Genomic DNA, 12687 nt, shown 5'->3' with positions numbered 1-12687 from the left:
AAATTATAGTTTTATTACTTTTATTTGGTACTCTTTGTCTAAATAGATTTTTACTAGATAAATTCCTTTTTTGTTATGGGTTAAATCTAATTGTACTGCAGAGTTTGTTACTTTATAAGTATTGGATTGTACCAATTGTGAAACAGTATTAAATACGTTAACTTCAACTTCAGTTGTATCTGTTTCAATAGGAATTGAAACGAGACCTTTAGATGGGTTTGGATATGCAATTAAGCTATTAAATAATGCTATTTTTTGTGTGTAAACACCTTCACACTCATTTTTAGTTTTTACTGCAATAGAATCTCCAAAATTAACTTCTATATTAAAATTGTTTAAATAAGTTTCAAATTGAAATTTTTCATTTTTAAACACTTTATAGGGTAAAGTTCCTTTAGTAACTTCAACAGTTAGTTGTTTATTATTTAAACTAGATTTTCCTGAAATTTGAGTTGCTTCAGCTATTTCAATAGTATAACAATATGGTGATGTAACACCTATTGCTTCAATACAAAATTCATAGAATCCAGGTTCTAGATTATTTAGCGTTTTTTCAGAAGTAAAATTATATGTTTCACTATTAAAATTAAGTGTGTAATTTTGATTCTCAATAGCGGTAATTACTAATTGACCATTATTTGTATTGGGACATGTTTCTCCTATTACTTCAATTGTAAAGTTGTTAGAGTCTAAAAGCTCACAGCCATTTGCATCAACAATTGCTCCAGCTAAAGTATTTGGACAGTTATCATTTTCATCTAAAATACCATCATTATCACTATCATTTGGTGTTTCTGAAATAGAGGTTCCAAATACTCTTAACTCTAATAAGCTAATCCAATCTCCAGTATAAGTTTCAGAACCAGTAACTGTAATTTTAACAAAGCGTCCGTTAATACTAGAAAAAATATTAATATTAGGATTTAATTCTGTTGTTGGTGAAGTGTTTGCAGATCTATCTACAATAGTAGTATAAGTCCCATTTTCTGTAGATGAAGCCGCGATAGTATATTGATAATCTCTTTCTGAATATGTGACTAATTCTGTTCTTTCTAATGAATAAATTTCACCTAAATCTATAATAGCAGATTGCGGAAACCCAGAAACCGACCATCTTGTAGTTGTTAAGCCATCTACAAGGTTGGAAGCTACATTATCTCCATCGGGTGTCCCAGTTCCTGAAATTGATTTGTTTAAAGCAATATTTGAAATTAATGCAGAATTATATACGTTAATAATGCTTGTATCTGTATAACTTCCTTCTTCAGATGTTACTGTAATTGTAGTGCTGCCTTCTGAAACAGCAGTTATAACTCCATTTACATCTATACTAGCTACATTGTTGTTAGAACTACTGTAGTTAATTCCTGAATTTGTTGCACTTACTGGGCTAACTAATGCTGACAATTGGTAAGTGTTACCTACTAAAATATCCATAGTAGCTGGAGATACATTTAAACCAGTAACAGTAACATCATCGTGTTCAACAAAAAAATCATAAACTAAAACTTCTCCATAATTATTCGGATCATCGGTATCGTCTCCTTCTTCATCTGCATTACTTTGGGTATAATTTCCAACTTTAAAATAAGAATCGTTATAATCTATGTCCATAACATAATCATTACCATTGTCTTTTATTAAGTATGAAGCCGCATTTCCATTATTGTAAGCAGTTAAAAGGTTGCCATCTTCAGAATAATAACAATAATGTTTGCCTTCAACAACTAAAAAAATTACTTCATGAATGGTTCCTAAAGTGTAATTTGTTTTTATGGTTACATCGTCTCTTAAAACTCCACCATTAAACGATAGGAAAAGGTGAGAATCTTCAAGTCTCATAACCATTGCATCATCAATACCGTCATCTTTATTTCCATGTATTTGAGTAGCTACTAATTCGGATTTATTAATTGGTAAATGTGTTATAGCTTGTTTTACGTAAACCATGTGAGAACCTTCAGTAGTCCAATAAATATCAACGCTTCCATCTTGCACTCTTTCTCGAAGTTCTGATCGTATATTATCAGAATTTGGAGTTGTTCCATTATCACTTCTAATAGGTGTTTTAAAAACTATAGCATCTTCAGTATCGTTTACATAAAAATATTCATTATTAGGTTCACCACATAACGTTTTATCTTCTTCTCCGTTTGGATATGTAATTTTCCATTGATTACAATTAACCATAAGATCAGATGGTACTACTTGTGCTGTTAAGTAAGAATTAAAAAAAACTACTAAAACAAGCAGTTTAAAAAAAAGGATACGACTTTGAAAATATGTTTTCATTTTAAAATCTATTAGGTGCGTTAAAATTGGTTAACCAATTTTATGTTTGCAATATACTCAAAAATATTTTAAAAAATGTAGTGATGTAATAGAGTTAACAGATGAACATATTAAATCAATAAAAAGAACAAGAAAGTACAAATATTTTCATGTTTTATTGTCCTTTTCAAGAGTTACTTTTAATAAAAATTATAACAAAGCTATTCTAGAAATTTCAAATAGTACAAGTATACTTTCGGGGTCAAATAATTTATGTTTTTTAAAAAAGCGAAAAGGAAAATAGGAAATTTTAGGTTTTCAGAATATTTCTATTTATTAAATTAGCTGCTTAAAAAATATTCAAGTTATAAAATTTATGTATTTACTTTACCAATAATGTTTTCAACAGATTTTATTTTTTCAGATAAACATTTACTTTTACCTTTTCTTATATCAAATTTTAACGATGAATACACGCGATCACAATCTGGTTCTAAAACATTATAACACTGTTGAACAACAGCTAAAGCTTCAGCTAAAGTTTCTGTTTCTATAATAGTTCCCATTGCTGTAAGTTGATATGTAACTCCGCTTTCACGTATTAGTTTTATTATTCTACTTACATAAGGGCTTATACTTTCACCTTTGTTGGTTGGAAACATTGCAAATTCTAATAGTACTGACATTTATTTAATAGATTTTTTTGAGTCTACAAATATAGCGAAAGTGATAGGTTTTTATTCTTTAACAATAGAAAATGTAGAGGTGGAGCATTAAAAAATAGGTTAAAAGTAGTTCTAATAACTATTTTTTAACCTATTTTAAAGTTTAAAGAATTAATAAAATGTTATTCTTTAGTTTTAGCTTTTTTAGCGCCTTTTGGAATAGCATTTTTATAGAACTGATCTCTTAATTTATGATAGCCTTTATAACCAGCCATATTTGAAGGAATGTTATCCTTGTTCCATTCTTTCCATTTAGAAAGAAGTTCCTCTGCACGTTCAGAATTACTCTCAATAATATTAGAAGATTCAGATTTATCGTTTGAAAGATTAAATAATTCAGAATTTTTACTATCCTTATCTTTCACGTGTTTCATTCCATTAGAGTCTAGCACAGAAAAATTAGATCCACTTCTCCAAAATATAGCATTATGAGGAGCATCTTTTTGTTTGTTTAAAACAAAAGGAATTAAATCAACTCCTTCCATTTTATTCGAAGTTAAAGCATTAGCTCCTGCAACTTCTACAATAGTTCTAGATATATCTAAAGAATTAACCGGGTAATTGTATGTGCCAGCAGGTATTTTTGCAGGCCAAGAAGCAATGAAAGGAACATGGACACCACCATCATAAAAATTTCCCTTGCCACCTCTAAAAGGTTTATTGCTAGATCCATTTCCTTTAGTTGGTTGTTTTGCAGAAGAAATTGGACCACCATTATCACTTAAAAAGAATATTAAAGTGTTTTCATAGATTTCATTTTCCTTTAAAGCATTAATTACTTCACCAATTCCTCTATCCATAACATCTACCATTGCAGCATAAATTCGACGTTTTCTATCTTTAATATGGCTGTATCGTTCAATATCTGCTTTAGGAGCTTGCAAAGGCATATGCGGAGCGTTGTAGGAAACATATAAAAAGAAAGGATTATCTTTATTATCATTTACAAATTTTGCAGCATCTTTACTTAAAGCAGTTGTAAGGTAACCATCAAAACTTGCAGGTTTTTTGTTTCTAACAAGTCCTTGTAAATAGGCTTCCCAAACACGTTTTGTTAAATCAATTTGAAAATAATCGTGTCCACCACCTAGAAAACCATAAAAGTAATCAAACCCTCGATTGTTAGGATGATGTTTATCTGAAGCTCCTAAATGCCATTTTCCAATAGCTCCAGTTGTATAACCAACTTCTTGTAATCTTTCAGGAAATAGCTTTTCATCAGGGCTAATTCCCATCAATGGATTTGCTGGATCGTAAGCTGGATTAGTTTCAAATCCAAACCTATAGGGATAACGACCAGAAAGTAAAGCAGCACGACTAGGTGCGCAAAACGGATGGTTTGCATAACCTTGTTCAAAAATAACTCCAGTTTCGGCAATCTTATCGAGGTTAGGAGTTAGTATATCTTTTGACCCTGTAAAACCAGTGTCTTGATAACCCATGTCATCTGCCATAAAAATAATAATATTCGGTTTGTTAGTATTTTTTTGAGAAGCTACATTAAAAGTTATTAAAAGTGCTAATGTAAGTAGAGGTGCTATTTTTTTCATTGTTAATTAGGATATGCTCTTTGGAGTTCGGTTAATAAACATAACAAATATATATAATATTACAATTAACTTTATTCTAAATAAGTATGTTATTAATGTATATATTGTGTTTTTTTACATATAACATATAATAAAAAAGCTAACTAATTTATAGCTATCTTATTTATTTAATCCGTTTGTTTTTGAAATTGTTACAACAAAGTAATTTACTTGTTTTATGCGTAAAGGTTGTTTGGTTTTACTATAATTAGTATATTTATTAACCTTCTATCACATTTTCAGCTAATTAACATTGTTATTTTAAATAGTTTTCACTAAATTTGCACTCCTTTTTACGAGAACAGATTTGGAAAGGAAAAAAACTAATTTTTATATAAACAATCTCTTGGAGTTGTAATCGTTTAAAAATCTGTATAACAATAAGATACAAATAATAATCATCAGCAATATGTCTGAAGAAACAAAAAAAACTGAAGAGCAAGTAGAAGCTACTGAAGTACAAAAAACTGAAGCGCCAGCTACAGAAGAAGTAAAAAAAGAAGTTGAAGAAGTAGCAGAAGCTCCTAAAACTGAAGTTAAACCTGAAGAATTTTTAGAAAATTTTGACTGGCACAAATACGAAGAAGGTATTGAAGCTGTAGACGAAGAAAATCTAAAAGCTTTTGAAGCAGCTTTAGAAGGTACTTTAGGATTAGTTAATGAAAGAGAAGTAATTGACGGTACAGTTGTTAGAAAAACTGAACGTGAAGCAATTATTGATATTAACTCAAAATCAGAAGGTGTTATTTCATTAAACGAATTTCGTTACAACCCAAATTTAGCTGTAGGTGATATAGTTGAAGTATTGGTTGATAAAAGAGAAGATAGCACAGGTCAATTAGTATTATCTCACAAAAAAGCAAGAGTAATTAAAGCTTGGGATAGAGTTAACAACGCTCACGAAACTGGTGAAGTAGTTAACGGTTTTGTTAAGTGTAGAACTCGTGGAGGTATGATTGTTGACGTATTTGGTATTGAAGCTTTCTTACCAGGTTCTCAAATTGATGTGAAACCAATTAGAGATTACGATCAATACGTTGAGAAAACAATGGAATTCAAAGTTGTAAAAATCAACCAAGAATTTAAAAATGTTGTTGTATCTCACAAAGCACTTATTGAAGCTGATATTGAAATTCAGAAAAAAGAAATTATTGGTAAATTAGAAAAAGGACAAGTATTAGAAGGTGTTGTTAAAAACATTACTTCTTATGGTGTATTTGTTGATTTAGGTGGTGTTGACGGTTTAGTTCACATTACAGATTTATCATGGTCTAGAATTAACCACCCAAGTGAGGTTGTTGAATTAGATCAAACATTAAACGTTGTAATTCTTGATTTTGATGATGAGAAAACAAGAATTCAATTAGGATTAAAACAATTAAACGCTCACCCTTGGGAAGCGTTAGACGATACTATTAAAGTAGGTGATACAGTAAAAGGTAAAGTAGTAGTTATTGCTGATTACGGTGCATTTATTGAAGTAGCACAAGGAGTTGAAGGATTAATTCACGTATCTGAAATGTCTTGGTCTACACACTTACGTTCTGCACAAGACTTTGTAAAAGTTGGTGATGAAGTTGAAGCACAAGTTTTAACTTTAGACAGAGAAGAACGTAAAATGAGTTTAGGTATTAAACAATTACACCCAGATCCATGGGCTAATATTGCTGAAAAATACCCTGTAGGTTCAACACACACTGGAACTGTAAGAAATTACACAAACTTTGGTGTATTTGTAGAGTTAGAAGAAGGTATTGACGGATTAGTATATATTTCTGATTTATCTTGGACAAAGAAAATTAAGCATCCATCAGACTTTGTTGCTGTTGGTGATAAATTAGAAGTTCAAGTATTAGAATTAGATGTTGAAGGACGTAAATTAAATTTAGGTCACAAACATACTACTGAAAACCCTTGGGATAAACACGAAGAAAAGTATGCAATTAATTCACTTCACGAAGGTACTGTAAAAGACAAGAGTGATAAAGGTTTAGTAGTTACTTTAGAAGAAGGTGTTGAAGCATTTGTACCAAGCCGTTTTACAACTAAAGAAGATGGTTCTAAAATTGAAAAAGGAGAAACTTTACAATTCAAAGTAATAGAATTTAATAAAGAATTCAGAAGAATTGTGGCTTCTCATACATCAATATTCAAAGCTCAAGAAGAGAAGAATATTAGAACAGCTCAAAAGAAAGCCGATTCAGCTGAAAAAACAACTTTAGGTGATTTAGGTGGTGATTTAGCTGCTTTAAAGAAAAAAATGGAAGGAAAATAAAATTTTCATTCTATTAATATCATATTAAAACTGCATCAATTTTGGTGCAGTTTTTTTTTACCCTACATTTAAATAAAACTATATTTGTAGTTATTAAAAAAACACTATGTCGTTAATAAAATCAATATCGGGAATACGAGGAACTATAGGTGGAGTTGTAGATACTAATTTAACTCCAATAGATACTGTAAAATTTGCAGCAGCTTATGGAACTTGGTTAAAAAAGAATTCAAATAATAGTAAACTTACAGTTGTAGTTGGGAGAGATGCTAGAATATCAGGAAAAATGGTAAGTAGTTTAGTTTGCAATACATTAGTAGGTTTAGGAATAAATGTAATTGATGTTGGGTTATCTACTACACCAACAGTTGAGGTTGCGGTTCCGATGGAAAATGCTGATGGAGGAATAATTATTACAGCCAGCCATAATCCAAAACAGTGGAATGCACTTAAATTATTAAATGAAAAAGGAGAGTTTTTAAATGCTCAAAACGGAGAAGATGTTTTAAAAATAGCAGAAGATAGTTCGTATAATTTTTCAGAAGTGGATGATTTAGGAGTGTATAAAAAGAAACAAGGTTATATTCAAAAACATATAGAAGAAGTTATAAAATTAGAGTTAGTTGATGCCGAAGCTGTTAAACAAGCAAAATTTAAAGTTGTTGTTGATGCAGTAAATTCTACTGGTGGAATTGCAATTCCTGCTTTATTAAAAGAGTTAGGTGTTGAATGTGTGGAATTATATTGTGAACCTAATGGACAATTTCCACATAATCCAGAACCTTTAAAAGAGCATTTAACAGAAATTTCTTCATTGGTAGTTAAAGAAAAAGCCGATTTAGGAATTGTTGTAGATCCAGATGTAGATAGATTAGCATTGGTTTGTGAAGATGGCTCTATGTTTGGAGAAGAATATACATTAGTTGCTTGTGCAGATTATGTATTAAGTAAAGTAAAAGGTAACACGGTTTCTAACTTATCATCGTCTAGAGCATTGAGAGATGTTACTGAAAAACACGGAGGAACTTACGAAGCAAGTGCAGTAGGAGAAGTGAATGTAGTAAATTTAATGAAAGAGAATAATGCAGTTATTGGAGGTGAAGGTAATGGTGGAATTATTTATCCTGAAGCTCACTACGGAAGAGATTCTTTAGTTGGAGTAGCATTATTTTTAACGCATTTAGCTCATTTAAAAGTTTCATGTAAAGCATTAAGAGCATCGTACCCAAATTACTTTATGAGTAAGAAAAAAATTGAATTAACAAAAGATGTAGATGTAGATGCAATTCTTATTCAAATGGCCTCTAATTATAATAATGAAGACGTAAGTACTATTGATGGTGTTAAAGTTAATTTTGCTTCGGAATGGGTTCATTTACGTAAGTCTAATACAGAACCAATTATTAGAGTATATACAGAAAGTACATCGCAGAAAAATGCAGATAATTTAGCTGATAAAATTATTGCCGAAATTAAATCTATTTAAAAAAATAAAAATTTTTCATTATGAAAAAAATAGTAGTAGCATTTTGTATGCTAGCATCTATTGTTGTTTTTTCTCAAAACAAAGAAAAAAATCCATATAGAGATGTTGAGACTAATAAAGGTAAATTTTTCTTCTATTGGGGATGGAATAGAGCAAATTATTCTACATCTGATATTACTTTTGAAGGAGATGGCTATAAATTTAGTCTTGAAAATGTAAAAGCAGATGATAAACCAAAACCATTTGGAATTTATTATTTTAAGCCAGATGAATTAACTATTCCTCAAACAAATATGAGATTTGGTTATTATTTTCATGATAATTATTATGTTACTTTAGGAGTTGACCACATGAAATATGTGATGCGTAACAATCAATCTGTAAATTATAATGGAAATTTACCTGTTGGTAGTGAAATATATACTTCATCAGGTAGTATTATTAATTTAGATGAAGACTTTTTAACTTTTGAACATACCGATGGTTTAAACTATGTTAACGTTGAAATTAATAGAAGTGATGTTGTAGATGAATGGATTAAGTTAAAAACAAAAAACATTGATATTAACTTAATTGAAGGGTTTGGAGTTGGTGTTTTATATCCAAAAACAAATACTAAATTGTTAGGGAAAGAACGTTATGATGAATTTCATGTTTCTGGTTATGGAATTTCAGGACATGTTGGTTTAAATTTGACATTTTTTAAACACTTTTTTATTCAATCTAATATGAAATTTGGATATATAAAAATGAACGATATTAGAACAACAGCAAGTTCAACAGATTCAGCAAAACAAGATTTTACTTTTTTTGAGAATATGTACGTATTTGGATATAAATTTAATTTGTAGGAGCTTTATCTTTGTGTTTAAAGCGTTTATGCGTCCAAAAATAATAAGCAGGTTTAGTGTTAACTTGTTTCTCAACCTTATTTAAAAATATGTCGGTTAATTCATAATTGGCATATTTTTTTGCGTTTTCGGTAATTAGTTCAAAAGTAATTTCGTAATAACCACGTTTTATTTTTTCTACATTCATATAAAGAAAATTCATATCATACTTTTTAGCAAGCATCTCGGCTCCAGTATGAATAGGTAAGTTCTTTACTCCAAAAAATTGACCCCAATAATGTGTTTTTTTAAGTTGAGGTGATTGATCACTTAATAAACCATACATAGCTTGTATATTATTTGTATGATTGTAATCCATTTCCTTAATTATTTTTGATGTTTGTTTTAATAATACTCCAAATTTTCCTCTCGATTTTAAAATAGCATTATTTAAATAAACATTGTTTACTTTAGTATATGCAGCAACACCTTTATATTTTACTAATTGATTTAAACACATAATCCATTCCCAGTTAGCATAATGTGCACCTACCAAAATAGAACTTTTACCATTGTTATAGAGTTCATTTAAAAAATCAACATTGGTATATTTATATCTTTTATAGATTTGTTTTTCTGAAATAGTGAACGATTTTATCATTTCCATAAAAACATCAACAAAATGGTGATAGAACTTTTTTCTAATTAGTAAAAGTTCTTTTTCTTCTTTTTCAGGAAAGGCAAGTTTTAAATTATCTAAAACCACTTTTTTTCGATACCCAACAAGATAATATACTATTACATATAAGAAATCAGAAAATAAATAAAGAATTCTAAAAGGTAGAATCGATATAATCCAGATAAGTGGATAAACAAGTATATATATAATTAAATCCATAATTCGAAATGCAAATATCGGATTAAATTTTAAAATGAATGTCATAACTTTTTTATACATTCGTTTTTAATAAGAAAATAGACGTATGAATATAGATAAAGCACTTTTAGCAATTATAATTATTAACGTAATTGCTTCCATAAAAGGATTTAGTGATCAAGGATTTTTCGATAAATTTAAGTTTCAAATTGGAGCCATAAATAGAGGAGAAAAAATTAGAATGTTAACATCAGGTTTTTTACATGTTGATGTTATGCATTTAATTTTAAACATGTATGTATTGTATATATTTGCTCCAATACTTATAGGCAATTTAGGAGTAATTAAATTTTTAATTATTTACTTTGGAAGTTTGTTGGCAGGAAATTTATATACATTATTTTTTCATAAAGATGAATTGTATTACAGCGCAGTTGGAGCTTCAGGAGCAGTTGCAGGTGTAATTTATGGAGCTATTTTATTAGATCCAACCATGAAATTATTTATGATTCCGTTACCAATTCCAATACCAGGCTATATTTTTGGATTGGGGTATTTACTGTATTCTATTTATGGAATGAAAAAACAATTGGGTAATGTGGGACATTCAGCGCATTTAGGAGGTGCAATTGGAGGTTATGCTTTAATGTTGCTTGTATTTCCGGCAATATTCTCAATAAGTTTAACAACAGTACTACTTTTAGGAATTCCAATAGTGTTGTTACTTGTATTTGGGCATAAACTAAAATAAAAAAAGCCAAACTAAAAGTTTGGCTTTTTTTGAGCGAGAGACCGGGCTCGAACCGGCGACAGTCAGCTTGGAAGGCTGAAGCTCTACCAACTGAGCTACTCTCGCATTGGTGAGGCAAATATACAATGCTTTTGCATTTTAGCAAACGTTTTTTAAAAAAAAATAGAATAAATTTAATCTTTAAATATAGTTAGTTTAATATCAAAGTTTTAGAAAATAATACTTACTCAAACTTTTTTTTATGAAGGTGATTTTTGAAACAAATAGGTTGTATTTAAGGGAGTTTTTACCATTTGATGGAGCTAATTTCTTCCGTTTAAACAATAATCCAAATGTAATTAAACATACAGGTGATGTTTCTTTCAAATCTTTAGAAGAAGCAAACCAGTTTATTTTAAAATATTCTGATTATAAAATTAATGGATTTGGGCGCTGGGCTGTTTGTTTAAAAAATACGAATCAATTTTTAGGTTGGTGTGGATTAAAATATGATGAACCTAAAAATGAAGTTGATATAGGGTTTCGATTTTTTGAAAAAGAGTGGAATAAAGGTTATGCAACAGAATCTGCTATTGCATGTTTAGAATATGGTTTTAATGTTTTAAATTTGAGTAAAATAGTAGGTAGAGCATACAAAACTAACAAAGCTTCAATAAAAGTTTTAGAAAAATGTAACATGAGTTTTATAAAAGAATTTATGTATGATAATGAATCCGCAGTTTTATACCAAAAAATAAATGATAGAAGTTAAGCAAATTAGCACAGAAGATACGTACAAAATTCGTTTAGAAGTGTTACGTAAAAATATTCCCAAGCCATTTAAATTTGACGGTGATTTTGATAATGATACTATACATTTAGGAGCTTATAGTAATAATAATTTAATTGCAGTTTCAAGTTATATGAGAGTTATAAATTCTAACTTTAAAGGTTTTCAGTACCAATTAAGAGGTATGGCAACTTTAGAAAAGTTTCAAGGACTAGGAGCAGGAAAAGCCATGATAGAAAAATCATTTTTAATTTTAAAAAATAAAAACATTAACTGTATTTGGTGTAATGCACGTGAAATTGCTGTACCATTTTATAAAAAACTAGGATTTAATATTTTTGGCAGTAAGTTTGATATAGATTATATAGGTACACATTATGTAATGTATAAATATTTATGATAAAAAAAAGTTTGTTTTTAGTACTTTGTTGTATTCATTTTTTTGGATTCACTCAAAATAGTTATTCTGAAAAAGCTTTAACAGGTAGAGGCGATTTAGAGTTGGTTGGAAAAAATTATAAACTTCAGAAAGAGGTTTTAGATGCCTTTCAGCAAATGAAAAAAGCAGCGTTAAAAGATGGGATTAAAATTAATATTGTTTCAGCTTATAGAAGTTTTGAGAGACAAAAAAGTATTTGGAATAGAAAATACACTTCTTATATAAAAAAAGGTTATTCTCCAGAAAAAGCAATAGAGAAAATAATAGAATATTCTACTATTCCAGGAACTTCAAGACACCATTGGGGAACAGATATAGATATTATTGAAGGAGGTAAAAAGCATATTAAAAATGTATTGAATGAACGTAATTTTGAAGGTGATGGAGCTTACTCTAATTTAAAAAAATGGATGGATAATAACGCTAATACTTACGGTTTTTATTTAGTATATACCAACCAAGTAAATAGAAAAGGCTTTAAGTTTGAGCCATGGCATTATACCTATAAGCCAATTTCTAAACCAATGTTAAAACATTTTTTAAGTATAGATTATAAAAAAATATTAAAAAACAATAAACTTAAAGGCATTGAACATTTCACATCGCAATTTCTAAATAAATATAAAAAAGAAAATATTTTAGATATTAATCCAAATTGTTTTAACTAAAATATTT

11 protein-coding genes and 1 tRNA gene are annotated in these 12687 nt (G+C 29.1%); 7 read left to right on the top strand and 5 right to left on the bottom strand.

The genetic code is table 11. The annotated features are described in order from the left end of the window. Window positions 1-3: 3 nt before the first annotated feature. From R3X25_RS12090 to R3X25_RS12080, 3 genes are all read right to left on the bottom strand, one after another. Window positions 4-2292 (bottom strand): polysaccharide lyase family 7 protein, encoded by a 2289-nt coding sequence (locus R3X25_RS12090; RefSeq protein ID WP_317675174.1) that lies wholly within the window; start codon window positions 2290-2292, stop codon window positions 4-6. Window positions 2293-2645: 353 nt separating this feature from the next. After that, window positions 2646-2957: an MTH1187 family thiamine-binding protein gene (locus R3X25_RS12085; protein WP_317675172.1), complete on the bottom strand. Its 312-nt coding sequence runs from the start codon at window positions 2955-2957 to the stop codon at window positions 2646-2648. A gap of 161 nt (window positions 2958-3118) precedes the next feature. Continuing rightward, on the bottom strand, window positions 3119-4546 hold the full coding sequence (locus R3X25_RS12080) for a sulfatase-like hydrolase/transferase (protein WP_317675170.1): 1428 nt from the start codon (window positions 4544-4546) through the stop codon (window positions 3119-3121). Window positions 4547-4994: 448 nt separating this feature from the next. Here R3X25_RS12080 and rpsA point away from each other — a divergent pair, with 448 nt between their 5' ends. From rpsA to R3X25_RS12065, 3 genes are all read left to right on the top strand, one after another. Further along, a complete protein-coding gene (gene rpsA / locus R3X25_RS12075; protein WP_317675168.1) occupies window positions 4995-6860 on the top strand; it encodes a 30S ribosomal protein S1 in 1866 nt (621 codons plus the stop codon). A 106-nt stretch (window positions 6861-6966) separates the two neighbouring features. Continuing rightward, window positions 6967-8346 (top strand): phosphoglucosamine mutase, encoded by a 1380-nt coding sequence (gene glmM, locus R3X25_RS12070; RefSeq protein WP_317675167.1) that lies wholly within the window; start codon window positions 6967-6969, stop codon window positions 8344-8346. A gap of 20 nt (window positions 8347-8366) precedes the next feature. Continuing rightward, entirely contained in the window at window positions 8367-9197 is an 831-nt protein-coding gene (locus tag R3X25_RS12065; RefSeq protein WP_317675166.1) for a hypothetical protein, read from the top strand. Here R3X25_RS12065 and R3X25_RS12060 read toward each other — a convergent pair. Continuing rightward, complete coding sequence (locus tag R3X25_RS12060; RefSeq protein WP_317675164.1) at window positions 9187-10074, bottom strand: lipid A biosynthesis acyltransferase; 888 nt, start codon at window positions 10072-10074, stop codon at window positions 9187-9189. The two genes, R3X25_RS12065 and R3X25_RS12060, sit on opposite strands and share 11 nt — an antisense overlap. An 85-nt stretch (window positions 10075-10159) precedes the next feature. Here R3X25_RS12060 and R3X25_RS12055 point away from each other — a divergent pair, with 85 nt between their 5' ends. Continuing rightward, complete coding sequence (locus R3X25_RS12055; RefSeq protein WP_317675163.1) at window positions 10160-10804, top strand: rhomboid family intramembrane serine protease; 645 nt, start codon at window positions 10160-10162, stop codon at window positions 10802-10804. 32 nt (window positions 10805-10836) lie between these two features. Here the strand turns inward: R3X25_RS12055 and R3X25_RS12050 are convergent. Next, window positions 10837-10909 (bottom strand) — tRNA-Gly (locus R3X25_RS12050). Between the two features lie 136 nt (window positions 10910-11045). Here R3X25_RS12050 and R3X25_RS12045 point away from each other — a divergent pair. Genes R3X25_RS12045 through R3X25_RS12035 form a run of 3 tightly spaced genes read left to right on the top strand, consistent with a single transcriptional unit; the run spans window position 11046 to window position 12680 of the window. Further along, window positions 11046-11555, top strand: a complete 510-nt coding sequence (locus R3X25_RS12045; RefSeq protein WP_317675161.1) for a GNAT family N-acetyltransferase — start codon at window positions 11046-11048, stop codon at window positions 11553-11555. Then, entirely contained in the window at window positions 11542-11973 is a 432-nt protein-coding gene (locus tag R3X25_RS12040) for a GNAT family N-acetyltransferase (protein WP_317675159.1), read from the top strand. Before R3X25_RS12045 ends, R3X25_RS12040 begins: the two co-directional genes overlap by 14 nt. After that, entirely contained in the window at window positions 11970-12680 is a 711-nt protein-coding gene (locus R3X25_RS12035; protein WP_317675157.1) for a M15 family metallopeptidase, read from the top strand. The genes R3X25_RS12040 and R3X25_RS12035 overlap by 4 nt, the downstream gene beginning before the upstream one ends. Window positions 12681-12687: the final 7 nt, after the last annotated feature.

Origin of the sequence: Lutibacter sp. TH_r2 (assembly GCF_033101135.1) — a bacterium.
Classification (GTDB): Bacteria; Bacteroidota; Bacteroidia; order Flavobacteriales; family Flavobacteriaceae; genus Lutibacter.
Note: the sequence above shows the minus strand (reverse complement) of the source record. Positions and strands in the feature narration are given on the sequence as shown.

Bases quoted from the DNA above. Each gene is read 5' to 3' on its own strand.
- R3X25_RS12090 (WP_317675174.1), bottom strand. From the start codon at position 2,292: ATGAAAACATATTTTCAAAGTCGTATCCTTTTTTTTAAACTGCTTGTT.
- R3X25_RS12085 (WP_317675172.1), bottom strand. From the start codon at position 2,957: ATGTCAGTACTATTAGAATTTGCAATGTTTCCAACCAACAAAGGTGAA.
- R3X25_RS12080 (WP_317675170.1), bottom strand. From the start codon at position 4,546: ATGAAAAAAATAGCACCTCTACTTACATTAGCACTTTTAATAACTTTT.
- rpsA (WP_317675168.1), top strand. From the start codon at position 4,995: ATGTCTGAAGAAACAAAAAAAACTGAAGAGCAAGTAGAAGCTACTGAA.
- glmM (WP_317675167.1), top strand. From the start codon at position 6,967: ATGTCGTTAATAAAATCAATATCGGGAATACGAGGAACTATAGGTGGA.
- R3X25_RS12065 (WP_317675166.1), top strand. From the start codon at position 8,367: ATGAAAAAAATAGTAGTAGCATTTTGTATGCTAGCATCTATTGTTGTT.
- R3X25_RS12060 (WP_317675164.1), bottom strand. From the start codon at position 10,074: ATGGATTTAATTATATATATACTTGTTTATCCACTTATCTGGATTATA.
- R3X25_RS12055 (WP_317675163.1), top strand. From the start codon at position 10,160: ATGAATATAGATAAAGCACTTTTAGCAATTATAATTATTAACGTAATT.
- R3X25_RS12045 (WP_317675161.1), top strand. From the start codon at position 11,046: ATGAAGGTGATTTTTGAAACAAATAGGTTGTATTTAAGGGAGTTTTTA.
- R3X25_RS12040 (WP_317675159.1), top strand. From the start codon at position 11,542: ATGATAGAAGTTAAGCAAATTAGCACAGAAGATACGTACAAAATTCGT.
- R3X25_RS12035 (WP_317675157.1), top strand. From the start codon at position 11,970: ATGATAAAAAAAAGTTTGTTTTTAGTACTTTGTTGTATTCATTTTTTT.